14 protein-coding genes are annotated in these 17,623 nt (G+C 40.8%); 12 read left to right on the forward strand and 2 right to left on the reverse strand.

Translation table 11 applies throughout. The features are described 5' to 3' along the window. The first annotated feature begins 104 nt into the window (after positions 1 to 104). The 4 genes from CCC70_RS13185 to CCC70_RS13200 all read left to right on the forward strand — a co-directional run bounded on the left by CCC70_RS13185 (position 105) and on the right by CCC70_RS13200 (position 5,179). Entirely contained in the window at positions 105 to 275 is a 171-nt protein-coding gene (locus CCC70_RS13185; protein WP_015525206.1) for a hypothetical protein, read from the forward strand. Then, positions 272 to 1,279, forward strand: a complete 1,008-nt coding sequence (locus tag CCC70_RS13190; RefSeq protein WP_118369229.1) for a LacI family DNA-binding transcriptional regulator — start codon at positions 272 to 274, stop codon at positions 1,277 to 1,279. Before CCC70_RS13185 ends, CCC70_RS13190 begins: the two co-directional genes overlap by 4 nt. 217 nt (positions 1,280 to 1,496) lie before the next feature. After that, positions 1,497 to 3,173, forward strand: coding sequence for a glycoside hydrolase family 13 protein (locus CCC70_RS13195; protein WP_114001585.1), 1,677 nt, complete (start codon positions 1,497 to 1,499; stop codon positions 3,171 to 3,173). Positions 3,174 to 3,187: 14 nt separating this feature from the next. Next, on the forward strand, positions 3,188 to 5,179 hold the full coding sequence (locus tag CCC70_RS13200; RefSeq protein ID WP_287085034.1) for a glycoside hydrolase family 31 protein: 1,992 nt from the start codon (positions 3,188 to 3,190) through the stop codon (positions 5,177 to 5,179). A 217-nt stretch (positions 5,180 to 5,396) separates the two neighbouring features. Here the strand turns inward: CCC70_RS13200 and CCC70_RS13205 are convergent, their stop codons facing one another. Further along, a complete protein-coding gene (locus CCC70_RS13205) occupies positions 5,397 to 6,626 on the reverse strand; it encodes a dicarboxylate/amino acid:cation symporter (RefSeq protein ID WP_287085035.1) in 1,230 nt (409 codons plus the stop codon). 253 nt (positions 6,627 to 6,879) lie between these two features. Between CCC70_RS13205 and leuS the strand changes: the two genes are divergently transcribed. Together leuS and CCC70_RS13215 are read left to right on the forward strand one after the other, a co-directional pair. Next, the gene (gene leuS, locus CCC70_RS13210; RefSeq protein WP_021652634.1) at positions 6,880 to 9,297 is read left to right on the forward strand and encodes a leucine--tRNA ligase; all 2,418 of its coding nucleotides are present in this window, start codon (positions 6,880 to 6,882) and stop codon (positions 9,295 to 9,297) included. Between the two features lie 318 nt (positions 9,298 to 9,615). Beyond that, positions 9,616 to 10,506, forward strand: a complete 891-nt coding sequence (locus tag CCC70_RS13215) for a class D beta-lactamase (RefSeq protein WP_118013382.1) — start codon at positions 9,616 to 9,618, stop codon at positions 10,504 to 10,506. A gap of 590 nt (positions 10,507 to 11,096) precedes the next feature. Here the strand turns inward: CCC70_RS13215 and CCC70_RS13220 are convergent. Continuing rightward, positions 11,097 to 11,780: a helix-turn-helix domain-containing protein gene (locus tag CCC70_RS13220; protein ID WP_287085036.1), complete on the reverse strand. Its 684-nt coding sequence runs from the start codon at positions 11,778 to 11,780 to the stop codon at positions 11,097 to 11,099. Positions 11,781 to 12,031: 251 nt separating this feature from the next. Here CCC70_RS13220 and CCC70_RS13225 point away from each other — a divergent pair, with 251 nt between their 5' ends. The 6 genes from CCC70_RS13225 to CCC70_RS13250 all read left to right on the forward strand — a co-directional run bounded on the left by CCC70_RS13225 (position 12,032) and on the right by CCC70_RS13250 (position 17,546). Then, positions 12,032 to 12,361 (forward strand): hypothetical protein, encoded by a 330-nt coding sequence (locus tag CCC70_RS13225; RefSeq protein WP_015543380.1) that lies wholly within the window; start codon positions 12,032 to 12,034, stop codon positions 12,359 to 12,361. A gap of 86 nt (positions 12,362 to 12,447) precedes the next feature. Then, positions 12,448 to 13,530, forward strand: coding sequence for a replication initiation factor domain-containing protein (locus tag CCC70_RS13230; RefSeq protein ID WP_287085037.1), 1,083 nt, complete (start codon positions 12,448 to 12,450; stop codon positions 13,528 to 13,530). 4 nt (positions 13,531 to 13,534) lie between these two features. Further along, positions 13,535 to 13,714 (forward strand): excisionase, encoded by a 180-nt coding sequence (locus CCC70_RS16590; protein ID WP_081445676.1) that lies wholly within the window; start codon positions 13,535 to 13,537, stop codon positions 13,712 to 13,714. A gap of 82 nt (positions 13,715 to 13,796) precedes the next feature. Beyond that, on the forward strand, positions 13,797 to 14,999 hold the full coding sequence (locus CCC70_RS13240) for a tyrosine-type recombinase/integrase (protein ID WP_287085038.1): 1,203 nt from the start codon (positions 13,797 to 13,799) through the stop codon (positions 14,997 to 14,999). Between the two features lie 437 nt (positions 15,000 to 15,436). Continuing rightward, positions 15,437 to 16,798, forward strand: a complete 1,362-nt coding sequence (locus CCC70_RS13245) for a radical SAM protein (protein ID WP_110104118.1) — start codon at positions 15,437 to 15,439, stop codon at positions 16,796 to 16,798. A gap of 91 nt (positions 16,799 to 16,889) precedes the next feature. Continuing rightward, the gene (locus tag CCC70_RS13250; RefSeq protein ID WP_287085039.1) at positions 16,890 to 17,546 is read left to right on the forward strand and encodes a TVP38/TMEM64 family protein; all 657 of its coding nucleotides are present in this window, start codon (positions 16,890 to 16,892) and stop codon (positions 17,544 to 17,546) included. Positions 17,547 to 17,623 lie beyond the last annotated feature (77 nt).

Here is a 17,623-nt window from a genome sequence, read left to right on the forward strand (position 1 = left end):
AGCCTGTTTTTAGATGCATTCGTGAATAAGCAGTCAGAGAAACGAATTGCGCTCATACAGGTTATTGAAGTATGAGCAAAAAAGAAAAGAGAGAGGACAAAAAAATGTTAGTATGTGATTATATCGTGGAACAGATTGACGGAGATTATGCACATCTGAAGCGTGTGGATCAGCCGGAGGAGGAACTGAAAGTAGTTGCCAGAGCATTACTTCCGGCAGAAATCTATGAGGGCTGTGAGCTTCATTATGAGCTGATGCAGTATTCAATGAAATGATAAGGCTGCAGGATATCGCGGATATGGCAGGTGTCAGTCGTACAACCGTATCCAATGTGATCAATGGAAATACAAAACGGGTTTCACAGAGCACCATTGACCGGATCACGGCGATCCTGAAGGAGCAGAATTATGTTCCCCACATGGGATCTGTGATGCTATCCGGACACGGCTCAAGGATCATTGGAGTGGTTCTTGGTTTTTCCTTCATTCATGGTATGCAGTCTCTGCAGGATTCTTTTGTGGGAGAGATCACCGGAACGCTGCAGGTCGAAGCAGAAAACAGAGGCTATTATATTATGCTCATTGGCGGTGAACGGATCGATAATGTGGTAGATATGGCATCCCGTTGGAATGTAGAGGGTCTTATCATTATAGGGTATAATGAAGAACAGTATCATCAGCTTTCCAGAAAGCTGAATAAAAAAATGGTATTGATCGATGCCTATCCGAAGGGTGGATATAGCTTTCAGAATGTAGGAGTGGATGATTATTCCGGCGGATATCAGATCGGGGAATATCTGCATTCCTGTGGATACCACCGGGCACTTTTTGTTGCGGAAACAGAGCAGGACAGTGATTATGCCAGATGGCTTGGATTTAAACATGCTATGGAAAAAAATGGCGGCTTCTGCAGCCGCTCCCGCTATGTGGTGGTTCCCCAGGAACCCCGGCGCAGACTGAAAAAATATGAAGAGTTGCTGCCTCATTTTCTGGAGACAAAGGCTCTGGCATTTTCTTCGGATTACACAGCTGTGGAGGCCATCAATTTTTTTACAGACAGGGGAATCCGGATTCCGGATCAGATTTCTATTACCGGCTTTGATGATAATTTTTATGCGCAGATCGTCAGGCCAAAGCTGACCACCATTCATCAGGATGTTCATCAGAAAGCACTTCTGGCCTTGCGGAAGCTGCTTCTTATGGCAGAGGGAAAGGAACCTGCCGAAAAAAATGTAAAAAGCCCTGTCTGGCTTGTAAAGAGAGATTCTGTAAAAGAGTAGCAGGATCTCTTTTTTTATGTTGTGATGACTTTTCCTGGCGCCTTTCCGGAATGTGGTAGGAATTCTTTCGCCGGACAGTAGTGCTTTATTGTTAAAACTGCATAAAAAAAACAAAAAAGTTTGGCAGTAATTTAAGTTTCACGAGAAACCTGTTGATTTTAAAGGGTGGATAGGATATGCTAATTTCAGAATCAACAGAAAAAGGAGGCCATTTACCATGAAAAAAAACTGGTGGAAAGAAAGCGTGGTATATCAGATTTACCCGAGAAGTTTTAAGGACAGCAACGGAGACGGAATTGGTGATATTCCCGGGATCATAGAAAAACTGGACTATCTGAAAGAACTGGGAGTAAATGTTCTCTGGATCTCACCCATGCTGGAATCTCCGCAGGACGACAATGGCTATGATATTTCCGATTACCGCAGGATCTATAAAGAATATGGAACCATGGAGGATTATGAAAAGCTTCTTGAAGAAGCGCATAAACGGGGCATTAAGATCCTCATGGATCTGGTCGTAAACCATACTTCCGATGAACACAACTGGTTTATTGAAAGCAGGAAATCCAAAGATAATCCTTACAGGGATTACTATATCTGGAGAGAGCCGGTGAATGGAAAAGAACCGAATAACTGGGGAAGTGCGTTCGGAGGACCTGCATGGGAGTATGATCCTCAGACAGAGATGTATTATCTTCACCTGTTTTCAAGAAAACAGCCGGATCTGAACTGGGAAAATGAAAAGGTTCGTCAGGAAGTTTACGATATGATGAATTTCTGGTGTGAAAAAGGAATCGACGGTTTCCGAATGGACGTGATCAGCATGATCTCCAAGGATCAGTCATATCCGGATGGAGAAATGAATGGAGGATTATACGGTGATTTTGGTCCTTACTGCGTCCATGGCCCGAGGATCCATGAGTTTCTTCAGGAAATGAACAGAGAGGTTTTATCCCGATACGATGTGATGACAGTTGGAGAAACCTCCGGTGTGACTATCGAAGAGGCACAGAAATATGCAGGTGAGGACAGGAATGAGCTGAACATGGTGTTTCAGTTTGAGCATGTAGAGGATCAGGGATCAGACCATGGTAAATGGACTACCGAAAAATACGATTTCCAGGAATTTAAAAAGGTTATGATCAAATGGCAGGAAGAGCTTGCGGGAAAAGCATGGAACAGTCTGTTTCTTGGAAATCATGACCAGCCAAGAAGTGTTTCCAGATTTGGAAATGATAATCCGGCATACAGGGAAACTTCAGCCAAGATGCTGGCAACCTGTCTTCATATGATGCAGGGAACTCCTTATGTTTATCAGGGAGAAGAGCTTGGAATGACCAATGCTTATTTTACAGAGCTTAAGGATTATCGTGATATCGAGAGTATTCAGTATTTCCATGAATATACAGAAGCAGGTATTTATACACCGGAATATATGATGAAGTGCCTGATGCTGAGAGGACGTGACAATGCCAGAACACCAATGCAGTGGGAGGATTCTCATCAGGCCGGCTTTACGGAGGGAACGCCATGGATCAGGGTAAACTCTAATTATAAGGAAATCAATGCGAAGCAGCAGCTTTCAGATCCGAATTCTATTTTCCATTATTATCAGAAGCTGATCCGTTTAAGAAAAGAAAAACCGGTGATCGTTTACGGTGTTTTTGAGGCACTTTACAGAGATCATGATCAGATTTTTGCATATACCAGAACCCTTGAGGGAGAGAAGCTTCTCACAGTTTGCAATTTCAGTGAGCATGTGGCAGAAATGGAAATTCCGGAAGAATTTCAGAAAAATGCAGAATGTCTGATCACAAATCTTGGAAGAAAGGATTTTGGAAAGAAAGTGGTCCTGAAACCTTATGAGGCATTTGTTCTTTACAGAAATCTGTAACAGGAGAGGGAAAAATGATAAAAAAATATGTATATGGAGAGCCCTTTGAGACTGAGGCACTGACAGAAAACATTGAGACAGCAGAAGGAAAGCCAGGATATGGAGAAATCTGTGCAGAAGATGGATTTTCTTTTACTTATATCATGGATGAAGAGGATATCGTCTACGGATTGGGAGAATCCAACCGCGGTATCAACAAGAGAGGATTCATTTACACCAGTAACTGTACCGATGATCCGGAGCATACAGAGGATAAACATTCCCTGTACGGTGCACATAATCTTATCATTGTGTCCGGAAAAGAAACCTTTGGAATGTTTTTTGACTATCCGGCAGCGATCACCTTTGACATTGGCTATACCAGAATGGATACCATGAAGGTAACCTGCGAAAATGCAGACCTGAAGCTTTATGTGATCGAAGGGGAGAGTCCCTATGATATTGTAAAGCAGTTCCGTCATGTGATCGGAAGAAGCTATATCCCGCCGAAATTTGCCTTTGGATTTGGCCAGAGCAGATGGGGCTATACTACAAAAGAGGATTTCCGGAAGGTTGCAGCTGGATATCGTGAAAATCATATTCCTATTGATATGATCTATATGGATATTGATTATATGCAGTCTTATAAGGACTTTACATTAAGTGAAGAGAATTTTCAGGATTTTCCGGAATTCGTAAAGGAACTGAAGGATCAGGATATCCGTCTGATCCCGATCATCGATGCCGGCGTCAAGGTAGAGCCGGGATACGATGTTTATGAGGAGGGTGTCAAAAATCGCTACTTCTGCCAGAGAGAGGACGGCAGTGATTTTGTAGCTGCTGTATGGCCGGGTGATACTCATTTTCCGGATGTATTGAACAAAGATGCCAGAAAATGGTTCGGTGACAAATACCGTTTCCTGATCGAGAAGGGAATCGACGGTTTCTGGAACGATATGAATGAGCCGGCGATCTTCTATTCCACAGAGGGAATGAAAGAGATCAAAGAGCTTGCAGGAGAATTTGCAAAAGATACGGAAGGAAAGATCCATATCTGGAAGATGCAGAGTGCACTTCGCAATGTTGCAAACAATCCGGAAGATTATCGGAGATTTTACCATAATGTGGATGGCAGAAAGATCCGCCATGACAAAGTCCATAACCTGTTTGGCTACAATATGACCAGAGCAGCAGGGGAGGCTTTTGAACGGATCGATCCGGAAAAACGTTTTCTGATGTTCTCCAGATCATCCTATATTGGTATGCATCGTTATGGTGGGATCTGGACCGGCGATAATAAATCCTGGTGGGCTCATATCCTTTTGAACCTGAAGATGATGCCCTCTCTGAATATGTGTGGTTTCCTGTATGCAGGAGCAGATCTGGGTGGATTTGGCGCTGATACAACAAGAGAACTGCTGCTTCGTTTCCTGGCACTTGGAGTATTCACACCGCTGATGCGTGATCATACAGCGATCGGTACCAGAGAGCAGGAATGCTACCAGTTTGAAAATGTGGAAGATTTCCGTCATGTGATCGGTGTAAGATATCGTCTTATTCCATATCTTTACAGTGAATATATGAAGGCGGCTCTGAACGATGATATGTATTTCCGGCCGTTGGGCTTTGTTTATCCGGAGGATAAGATTGCCGTACATGTGGAAGACCAGCTGCTTCTTGGAAATGAGATCATGATCGCTCCGGTTTATGAACAGAACGCAAGAGGCCGTTATGTATATCTTCCGGAGGAGATGAAGTTTGTGAAATTCCTTCCGGATGGAACCATTGCAGAGGAGATCCTTGAAAAGGGTGTTCATTATGTAGAGGTGGCACTGAATGAGATCCCGTTGTTTATCCGGAAGGGAAAATGTATTCCGGTTGCAGAAGCAGCGGAATGTGTGGCAGCTCTGGATACAAAAAATATGCAGCTTCTTGGATATGAAGGTGCGGAGTATACCTTATATGAGGACGATGGGGTCCATAAGGATTACGATAGAGAAGAAAATTACCGTGTTCTGAAAAAATAAAGTCAGCAAAATGAAATATAAATTTCTGTGTTACATCATTTACGTTAAACAGTATAAAGAATACAGGATGTGAACAGTTGATAAACAGAAAAGCCGTAAGTATATGTGAAAGTTTCTTAAACATATATCTTACGGCTTTTGCTATTGCTGCTTTACATAAAATATTTTATGTAAAGTAATTCACATTCTGTTTAAATAACACTTCAGAAAGATTTGTTTATGCTTCTTCCTCAATCTGGATAACATTTTTCAGTACAGAGCAGCATGCCATGTCACCGATAACATTGACACAGGTGGCGCCCATATCACAGAGGGTATTGATGCTGATATAAACACCAAGAACTCCGGCAGGAAGTCCGGCCATAGTTGCCAGTGCTGCGAAAGATGCGATAGCACCACCGGGAACACCTGGAGTACCAACGGAAAGCAGTACGTTTGCAAGAAGGATAATGATCATAAGAGGAATACTTACATGGATCCCGCAGGCGTTTGCAAAGAACATGATCATAAAGGACATCAGGATAGATACAGCATCCATGTTAACGGTAGCACCAAGAGGAATGGCGATGCTGGTGATCTGGTTGGATACGCCCATTTCTTCTTCCATACACTGCTTGCTTAATGGAATGGTTGCGGAGCTTGAGCAGGTTCCGAAGGCGTTCAGTGCTGCTGGCAGGATCGCTTTCAGGAATTTCAGCGGACTCTGTTTGCCGATCAGCTTTACAGAGAGACCGTACACTACAATAGCGAAGCCAAAGAATGCTACATACAGAATGACAAGCTGTGTTGCAAGGGAAATGATCGTTTCAGTTCCGTTGGCTTCCACAACCGGTACGATGGTACAGAAAACACCGATGGGTGTAAAGTACATGATGGTTGTGATGATCTTCAGGCATACTTCATTGACGGAATCAATCAGATTCAGGAATGGAGTTCCTTTTTCACCGACTGCGATCAGTGTGAAACCAATAATCAGGGCAAACACCAGAACCTGGAGCATGTTTCCGTCAGCAAATGCGGCAATCGGGTTGGAAGGGATCAGGTTTTTCAGGGTGTCAAGGATACTGCTCATTTCTGTAGCCTGGATATCGGCTGTTGCCATCTCAAATTTGACTCCCTTTCCGAGATGGATCAGTCTCGGGATGATCAGTCCGCACAGGCTGGCAAGTGCCGTTGTGCAGAGAAAATAGATCATGGATGCTACAGTGATCTTGCCGGTAGTACGTGCGTTTCCGATGGAACAGATTCCAATGACAATGGAACAGAAGACCATGGGAAAGATCATCATGTTCAGGGCGTTCATGTAGATACTTCCGATCAGACTGGTCACAGTGAGGACAGGTTCAAACCGTCCGGCCAGGAAAAGTCCTGTGAGGATACCCAGGATCAGTCCTGTAAAGATCGCACCGGTAATATGCTTCCGGTACCAGGAATAAAAAGATTTCATTTATGCGTTCCCTCCTAAGATAAATATGTATGGTATGTATAATATAGGAAAATACATGCAGGAAATTATATCATGTGAAAAAAGAAGCGTCAACTAAACCAGGTCAGGATTGCAGGTTCATGTATATTTTGATGGAAAAAGGCTGTTTTTTGATTTTTGTTTGACAAATACATCATAAGTAGTTAAAATTAATAGCAGTGTGTGAAAGCATTAAAGTATTAATACTGAGTAATTTGTCAGGAGGAATAAAAAAATGGCTGCACCTTATAACCATAGAGCCATCGAAGCGAAATGGCGCACAAACTGGGAGAAAAAGCCGGTAAATGTCAATGATGGCAAGAAACCGAAATACTACTGTCTGGATATGTTCCCGTATCCGTCCGGAAACGGTCTTCATGTAGGACACTGGAGAGGCTATGTGATCTCTGATGTATGGAGCCGCTATAAAATGCTCCAGGGTTATTACCTGATCCATCCGATGGGATGGGACGCTTTTGGTCTCCCGGCTGAGAACTATGCCATCAAGATGGGTGTTCATCCGGCAGTATCTACAGCAGCAAACATCAAAAATATCAAACGTCAGATCAACGATATCGCAGCGATCTATGACTGGGATATGGAGGTTAACACAACAGATCCGGAATTCTATAAATGGACACAGTGGATCTTTGTAAAAATGTTCAAAGAGGGGCTTGCATATGAGAAGGAGTTCCCGATCAACTGGTGCCCTTCCTGTAAGACAGGTCTTGCAAATGAAGAGGTTGTAAACGGATGCTGCGAGCGTTGTGGCACTCCGGTTACCAAAAAGAACCTCCGTCAGTGGATGCTCCGCATCACAAAATATGCAGACAGACTTTTAAGTGATCTGGATAAACTGGACTGGCCGGAGAAGGTTAAAAAGATGCAGACAGACTGGATCGGCAAATCCTACGGCGCAGAGGTCGATTTCCCGGTTGAGGGAAGAGAAGAGAAGATCACGGTCTATACAACAAGACCGGATACTCTTCATGGAGCAACATTCATGGTACTTGCACCGGAGCATGCTCTTGCAAAATCTCTTGCAACAGACGAGACAAGAGAGGCTGTAGAGAAATATATCTTTGATGCTTCCATGAAATCCAATGTAGACCGTCTTCAGGATAAAGAGAAGACCGGTGTGTTCACAGGTACTTATGCGATCAATCCGCTGAACGGCGAGAAGCTTCCAATCTGGCTTTCTGACTATGTACTTGCTGATTATGGTACAGGTGCTATCATGTGTGTACCTGCTCATGATGACCGTGACTTTGAGTTCGCAAAGAAATTCGATATTCCGATCATCCAGGTTATCGCAAAAGATGGTAAAGAAATTCAGAATATGACAGAAGCTTACACAGAGGCTTCCGGAACCATGATCAACTCCGGTGAGTGGAACGGAATGGAATCTTCCGTACTGAAGAAGGAAGCACCGCATATCATCGAGAAGCTGGGTATCGGACGTAAGACTGTCAACTACAAACTGAGAGACTGGGTATTTTCCCGTCAGCGTTACTGGGGTGAGCCGATCCCGATCGTACACTGCCCGAAATGCGGTGCGGTACCGGTACCGGAGGATCAGCTTCCGTTAAGACTTCCGGAGGTAGAAAGCTACCAGCCGACAGGAACCGGAGAGTCACCGCTTGCAGCTATTGACGAGTGGGTAAATACCACATGCCCATGCTGTGGTGCTCCTGCAAAACGTGAGACAAACACCATGCCTCAGTGGGCAGGATCTTCCTGGTATTTCCTCCGTTATGTAGATAATAAGAATAATAAAGAACTGGTTTCCAAAGAGAAAGCTGATAAATATCTGCCGGTAGATATGTATATCGGTGGTGTAGAGCATGCTGTTCTTCATCTTCTGTACTCCAGATTCTACACCAAGTTCCTGTATGATATCGGAGCTATTGATTTCGATGAGCCGTTTGTCAAGCTGTTCAACCAGGGTATGATCACAGGTAAAAACGGAATCAAGATGAGTAAATCCAAAGGAAATGTTATTTCACCGGATGATCTTGTAAATGATTACGGATGTGATTCCTTACGTATGTATGAGCTGTTCGTAGGACCGCCGGAATTGGATGCAGAATGGGATGACAGAGGAATCGATGGTGTATCCAGATTCCTGAAACGTTTCTGGAATCTGGCTCTTGACAGCATTGAGAAAGATATCCCGGCTACCAAAGAGATGGAGAAGACCCGGCATAAGATGGTATACGATATCACCAGCAGACTTGAGGCCTTCAGCCTGAATACCGTAGTGTCCGGATTTATGGAATACACAAACAAGCTGATCGCTATCGCAAAGCAGAACGACGGCGCTGTTGACAAAGAAACCATCGAGACAGTTACCATTCTTCTTGCGCCATTTGTTCCTCATATTGCAGAGGAGATCTGGGAGAAGCTTGGTCATGAGGATTCCATTTTCCATGCACAGTGGCCGGCTCACGATGAGGAGCTTATGAAGGATGATGAGATCGAGGTTCCGGTTCAGATCAACGGCAAGACCAAGGCTGTTATCAGTATTCCGGCAGAAATCTCCAAAGAAGATGCGATTGCCGAAGGAAAGAAGGCAGTTGCAGATAAGATTTCCGGAAATATCATCAAAGAGATTTACGTACCGAAGAAGATCATCAATATCGTAGTAAAATAATTGAGAAGAAATTCTCACAACAGAATAAAGTGCTTGGAAATATTGAAAAGTTTGCTTGAAATCAAGGTTTACAGACATTTTTCTTTAAAGAAAAGGTATCGTAGAATGCCGCAAAATATCGTAACAGATTTTTAAAAAGGAGTAAATTTGGAGTAAAAGTTGAAAGAAAATGGAGTAAATATTTCAAGAAAACATTAGAGGAATGACGCAGATGATAGAGATATTGTCTGCGTTATTTTTTGCGATTATAATGGTGTAAATAATTACAAAGTATGATATTATGAGAAATAAACAAATTGGAGGTTGTAAGGAGAAAGTATGTCAAGATTATTCAAGATTACCTGTATTTTAGTAATATGTTTTCTAATGTTATTGGGGTGTTCATCTAGAGAAGAAAAAGTGGAGTTGATAGAAACAAATCAATTAGAACAATCAAAAACAGATGATAAAACAGAAGAAAAAGTGAGAGAGAGCAATGAGGAAGAAACACTTGATTTAAGTGCCAACTTTAATGGTATTACTGGCTGTGCAGTTTTATATAGTCCGTCAGAAAACAAGTATTCTTTGTATAATAAAGATATGGCAGAACAAGAAGTATCCCCATATTCAACTTTTAAAATTATTTCTACATTAATAGGACTACACAACGATATTATTAAAGATGAAACCTCCACTATGAACTATGATGGAACTCAATATCCAAATTCGGAATGGAACGAGAATTTGACTTTGCAAAAAGCATTTCAGACATCTTGTATATGGTATTTTCATCAGATTATAAATAGTGCGGGAGAACAAGAAGTAAAAAAAGAACTAAGTGAGTTGGAGTATGGTAATTGTGATGTTTCTGCATGGGAAGGAAGTAATATAAATCCATACAAAGAATTAAACGGATTTTGGCTAGGTTCATCTTTAAAAATATCTCCATATGAACAGGTAGGGGTTTTATCAAAAATTTTTGAGGGTAAAAGTTTTTATGATAGTCAGAATGTTGAAATATTAAAGAAAATTATGTTAATTGAAGATGGGCAAGAGAAAAAAGTATATGGGAAAACGGGTTCTAGCACAAATGGAGAAGCATGGTTTATAGGTTTTACTGAAAAGGGACAACAAAGAGAATATTTTGCTATATATCTTGAAGATAGTTTGCAAAAAGAACGGGTTTCAAGTAGTCTTGCTAAAGAAATTGCTCTAAAAATAATAGAGTAAAGATATTTTATATTTTAGAGGAAAGGGGGAGTATAAATGGACGCAATAGGTTCATCAACAAAGTTAATGTGGTTTTTTGTTTTTATTTATTCATTTCCTATTCTATTATTGATTTTGTCGGTAACTATATGGTCTTACAAAAAGTTTAAACGACTTGCCTTTATATCGTATATTGCGGATACAATTTTAACTGTGCTTATTTTATTGGTGGATATTAGTAATTGGGTGTCAAGATTTATAAAAGGTACTCATATGTATCATTTGAACTTATGGAATTTGCTTTTTTTGATTTTAAGTGTTATATTTATTATTATCAGCATTGGTTATCGTTGTAAGAATAAAAAAATTAGTAATATTTTTATCAATATTACTACATTATTGTGTACTTTTGTTTGTGTTATTCAAATAAACACAATAAATGTGTAAGAATGATTAAACGTATTTCAGTTTGCCTATACCTAGTGAGGTCAAGGAACAAGGCGAAGCCGATACGCCGTAGGGCAGTCCTTGACGGAACGGACACAGCCAACAGCACCATGATACAGCAGAGGACTTGAAAGGTCAGAAAACCTTGCAAGTCCTCTTGTCTGTTATTGGGCGTTGTGTTTTAAGTAAAGTGCTTCTTTTACCACTTCTTTTTCAAATGCTTTGATATGACAATCATGAACTTCATTGTTGATATAAAAGCAATCGTCAGTTTGTGAGTAGGCAAGTTTGGTAACTTTCGGTTCATAAGTTTTTGTATCAATTCCGTAATAGTAAATCGTGGCGGTTGTTAATACCATGTGAATACTTTCAAAATCTCTTGTAAAAATGGTATGCCTGTCGGAATAGAAGAAATCAGACGGACATTCATAAAATTGGGAACTATCCTCTTTCAAAAATAATGGCAGTATGTGCATTGCATTTCCAGCACGATTGACAAGAACATAAAAGCGTGGAATAAGGGCGGCATACTGTGTCATCATGGCAATATATATATCGTCTAAATTATCAAGAAGATACTCGGAACAGGAGTTGTTGTAAAAGACATATTGCAGAGCGTTGTTATTTTGGCTTGTATGTTCCATAGGCACATTTTGTCCGTAAAGCCACCGTAAGTCTACATCTAAGGAGTCTGCAATCAATTCCATTTTATCGGCTTTCGGGTTGTACTGTCCCGAAAGATAGGAACTGAACGCTCCTTTGCTGATACCTGTATCTTTGACTATATCCACCTGTTTTTTATTTTTTGCTCTCATGGCAAATTTAATCCGTTCTGCGATTGTATTCATCTGAAAAACCCTCTCTTTCCATATCTCGTTATAACCTCTCATATCGTATCGTCTAAGGACACTATACCACAAGTTCAGAAAAAAGAAAACAAAAAAGTTTATAAAAAACTAAACTTTCTATTGCAAAACAAATGTGTCTGTGCTAACATACAATTAAGTTCAGAAATAACTGAACAACAAACGGCGTCGTAATGAGAAAATGAAAATATGAAAAACTGACCTATCGGTTCAACGGGGAGAAAGGAACGTGTATGCAGATTACATTGACAAAAGAACAGGTAAAAGAAGCCTTTGGAGAACTTCGTTTCATGGGTGCGGATAACTGTTACCGTTATGATAAAGACAGTAAGAAGAAAACAGAGGAAGTGGAAGCCTTAAAACTTCATCTTGGAAGCATGAAACTTGGGAACAGCGTGGATATTCGCTTGGAAGCAACGGAACTTCCGAAGATTGAGCCTTATGCTGTGGTGGAACTGGAAGAACCAGTATATGCCCCTTATGTGCAGAGAGGAAACTTCCCTGTATTAGTGGAGAAGATTACCTGTAAGGGTATCCGCCCTGTTCCAAACAAAACTATGTAGGCGGTCAAAGTTCCTGCCCTCGTTCTGACGTACCAAACGGCAGGTTGGGGGCAGGGCAATGGCAACGCCATTGCAGATAAGGAGGTTTGATAAATTTGGAAGAAAGAAACGGAAGTTTTCTTCCAGAACTCCCCTACACTAACAGGGGAGTAATACGACAGAAAGAAGAATTAAGTGCCTTGATAGATTGGTGTCAGATAACCATTAAAGAAGTTCCGTTAGAAGCGGTCATAGAAGATGTGCTGAGAATACCTATGGAACTTATGACGGTAACAGGCTATGAAAAAGGGATTGCAGGACATGAGGTTGTGGCAATCTTCGATAATATCAAGGTGCTAAAGCCGACAGGAAATGCACAGTATCAAGGCTTTCAGATTTTAATGAGCGGGAAAGGCTGTCGCAACTATGAAAATTTTTTACAACTCAATGAGGAAACATGGTTTGATTTCTTAAACAGAGTTTGTCAGTATCATATCAATTTTCCTCGGATTGATTTGGCGATAGACGATAGAAAACCGTATTTGAGTATTCCCGATTTGATTGTACGGACAAAAGAGGGATTACTTTCTTCAAAGTTACGGGAGATAGATTTTCACGACTCGGGAGAACTGAAAGAAGAAGTGTTTCAGAGTAAAGGTGGTAGTCTTTATCTTGGCAGTTCAGCCAGTAATTTGAGATTGGTATTTTATGAAAAGGGATATGAACAGAATAAAAAGTATGGAACAGAATTAGATGAAAATTGGAACAGATATGAATTGAGATTTCGGCAGGAAATGGCAGTAAGTGTAGTACAGGAATTATTGAGATATAGAGATGTGGCAGGACTGGCAATGGAAGTATTGAACAGCAAAATACGATTTTTAGAAAAGCCGACAGACAGCACGACAACACGAAAAAGACTTTATCCAACCTATAAAGCATGGGCGGAATTGATGAAAGACATAGGCAAGGTGAAGCTTACTATGCAACCACAGAAGAAAAGTTTACAAAAGGTGTGGGAGTGGCTAGAAAAGTATGTTGCACCGTCTTTGAAACTGTTTGCAGAGGTTGGAAAAATAGAGCAGAGAGATTATATTGGTAATCTTATAGCAAATGGAAAAATGAATATCACACAAAAGCAGTTGTATGATGATTATATAAAAGCAAGAAAATTAGGCGAAAGGGGGTAATCGTATCGAGAAAGCACTACTAAATATAAATGAATTTTGTGAGTATATGGGGATTGGGAAAACAAAGGCAAGAGAACTGTTGAACAATCCGAAAAATAGATTTACAGTACGCATTGGTAATCGGTTGTATGCAAATAAGAAATTACTTGATGAATGGCTGGAATATCAATGCAAAAGGGCTTGAAAAGAAAATGGGGTGTGGATATAATGAAAATTGAAATATTTACTTTACCATATTTCTTTCAGTAGAAGAAAGGAAAGTTGGTATGGGTAAAGATTTAAAAGGAAAAGAACTCGGTAAGGGAATTTCACAGAGAGCAGATGGACGCTATATTGCAAGATTTACAAGCAAAACAGGAAAACGTAAAACGCTTTATGATTTTAAACTGAATGAATTAAAACGGAAGTTGCGAGAAGCGGTTTATGAAGATGAACATGGTTTGAATGGCAACGGCGAAAGTATCACTTTAAACGCATGGTATGTAACGTGGACGGAGTTGTATAAGAAGAAAACAGTCAAAATGACTACGATATATAAAAACCACAGTTACTATAATTCAAGAGTGAAGAACTCTATCGGAAAGATGTATTTGCAGGACATTAAAACATATCATGTTCAAAAATTCATAAATGAATTGATAGATAGCGGTCTTGCACATGGAACGGTGTCGAACATCAGATTTATGCTGAGTGATATGTTTGATAAAGCAGTATTGAGTGAATATATTAGAAAAAATCCATGTATCGGTGTGGAAATGCCAAAAGAAGTGAAAAAGGAAAGGCGTGTATTAACAAGAGAGGAACAGGAAAAATTCTTTACATTTGCTTCTTCCTACATACACATCAATGTTTTGAAATTTGCTGTGACAACAGGTTGTCGGATTGGAGAAGTGCTTGGGCTGAAATGGGAAGATTGTGACTTTGAAAAAAGAGAAATTACAATCAATAAGACAATTCATTATTCAAAGGCTTCTAGTCCCGTCGAGGGTTCAAAGTTTTTCTACACAACCGCCAAAACCATATCAAGCAATCGTGTTATTCCTATGACAGATGAAGTATATGAGATTTTGCAAAATCAGAAGATAAAGCAGACAGAACAGAAGATGTGGAAACGCTCAATATGGAAACAGCATAAAGAATTTCAAAATTTGGTATTTACCTGTTCAGACGGTTCGCCAGTTTACTATTACAACGTTAATAGTGCAATCAAAGACTATGTAGCGAAAATCAATGTAATAGAGATTGAACTGGCAAAGGAAGAAAAGAGAGAGCCGAAGATATTTGAACTATTTACCTGTCACACTCTACGACATACATACGCTACAAGGTGCTATGAAAATGGAGTAGACCAACAGGTAGTGCAGAAACTCTTAGGTCACTCCACATTGGCAATGACAACCGATTTATACACGCACGTTTCAGAAGAAAAGAAAAAAGAAGAAGTAGCCGAACTGAAAATATTGGCTTAAAATTGGAGTAAAAATGGAGTAAATCATAAGATAGATAGCGAAAAACAGCGTAAAATCAACATTTTCGAGTAGATATAAATATTGTAATGAAGTAATAAGATAAATCAAAAACACCCGAAGCAGGGCGGAAGATATTTCTGCCTTTGCCAGGGTGTTTTTTACATGGATAAACATCGTGAAGTAAGTATGCACAAAAATAACTAATGTTATTTAGAATAAATGCCAATAATATTTAGGCATTTTAACAGATTTGCCTAGTTTTTGGTCATACCAATTATATTGTCTATTGTTATTCAAATGGAAAAAACGTACAGTAACACCATGAGTCAGGCAAAGATAGTAAGAAAGCTTTGGTACTCGAAATGCAGTGTGACGGAATGAAGATGTCCGTTTAGCTAGATTGCATATTTACATTGAGAGAAATAAGGAGAGATAGTATGAGCGCAATGAACACACTTAAGAAATTCGGACTTGAACAGGCATTTAACTATGTTTATAAAGATCCGGATAAGAATTTTATCAAGATCATGGACTGGGCAGATAAATTTTCCGGTGGTGGATTTCCTACACAGAGAGCAATGATCCGCGAAGTCATTTCCAATCCGGAACATCCGTATTATCCGTTTATTCATAGATTGGTAACTGATATTGATCCGCATGTTATGAAAACTCTGGTTGCAAACTTCTTTATCAATGCAAATCTTGCAGGCTGGAAGAAACAGGATGAATGCCGTGAGAAATATGGCTGTAATATCCCGTGGGCAATCCTTCTTGACCCAACAAGTGCATGTAACCTGCACTGTACAGGATGCTGGGCAGCAGAGTATGGAAACAAGCTGAACCTCACCTACGATGAGATCGATGACATCATCCGCCAGGGTAAGGAGCTTGGCGTTTATATGTATATTTACACAGGCGGAGAGCCACTTGTAAGAAAAAAGGATCTGATCCGTCTTTGCGAGAAACATAATGACTGTATCTTCCTTTCCTTCACAAATGCAACACTGATCGATGAGGATTTTGCAAATGATATGCTTCGGGTAGGAAACTTTGTTCCTGCGATTTCACTGGAAGGATTTGAGACTGCAACAGATGGCAGAAGAGGAAATGGTGTATACCAGAAGGTTATCAAGGCCATCAATCTTCTCAGAGAGAAGAAGCTTGTATTTGGTATCTCTGCATGTTATACGAGTGCAAATTTCGAGTCTATCACATCAGAGGCATTTTACGACAGCCTGATCGATCTTGGAGCGTACTTTATCTGGTATTTCCATTATATGCCGGTTGGAAATGATGCAGCACCGGAGCTGCTTCCTACTCCTGCACAGAGAAGAGAAACCTATGAGCGTATCCGTAAATACCGTGCAACAAAGCCGTTGTTTGCAATGGATTTCCAGAATGATGCAGAGTTTGTGGGAGGATGTATTGCAGGCGGCCGTCGCTATCTGCATATCAATGCAAACGGCGATATCGATCCATGTGTGTTTATCCATTATTCTGATTCCAATATCCGCGAGAAAACACTTCTGGAAGCACTGCAGTCTCCGATGATGATGGCATATCATGACGGACAGCCGTTTAATGACAATATGTACCGTCCATGCCCGATGCTTGAAAATCCGCAGAAGCTGAGAGAAATGGTAGAAAAATCCGGAGCACATTCCACAGATCTTCAGTCACCGGAGAGTGCAGAGCATCTCTGTGCGAAATGTGATCGGTATGCTGAAAACTGGAAGCCGGTAGCAGAGGAAATGTGGAAGGAAGACCAGGAGAGAAAGGCAGCGAAGAAAGGCTGCTGATCCTGAAACTTAAAAAAGCAGAACTTATAAAAGAGCACGGTACCGGAAACAGGTGCCGGTGCTCTTTTTTTGAAAACGGAGGGATCAGACCATGAAAAAAATGATTGACAACATCAGAAAATATCTGCCAGCGGTGCTCCTTCTTGTGCTTCTCCTTTTCTGTATCCGTTATAGAGAGGATCTGTCTGTGGAAAAGATTCTGCGCTATACGCCGAAGGAACCTGTTAAGGCTGCATTGCTTATGCTTGTGTTTTATGCCGTGAAAAGTGTTTCCTTTGTATTCCCCATTGCAGTTTTGCAGCTGGCTGTAGGACATCTGTTTTCTACAGGAACTGCACTTCTGGTGAACTTTCTGGGAAGAGCAGTTACATTGGCGCTTCCTTACTGGATGGGACGTTTTTCCGGCTCTTCCATGGTGGAGAATCTTACTTCCAAATATCCGAAGCTGAAAACAGTGGTGGACTATCAGAACGGAAATCCGCTGTATATCTCTTTTTTTATGAGAACGCTGAATTTTTTGCCCGGGGATGCAGTGGGCCTGTTTCTGGGCGCGGTGAAGATCCCGTTTGAAGTATATATGCTGGGCGGGATGCTGGGAACATTTCCGGGAGTTATCCTAGCCACGATATTTGGAGCAAATATCAAGAATCCCGGATCACCGGCATTCTGGCTTTCCGCAGTGCTTCTTGTGATGATCAGTGTATTCTCGATCCTGATACACAGGCATATTTCCCGGAAGAAAAAATAACAGGGCTTTCTCTTCCTGCTTTTACTGAGAGGAAAAATGTAGTATAATGCAGACAGTAAAGAAAAGAAGGGAAGGAA

The organism is Blautia sp. LMAG:89 (assembly GCF_008679485.1).
Taxonomy (GTDB): Bacteria; Bacillota; Clostridia; order Lachnospirales; family Lachnospiraceae; genus Blautia_A; species Blautia_A fusiformis.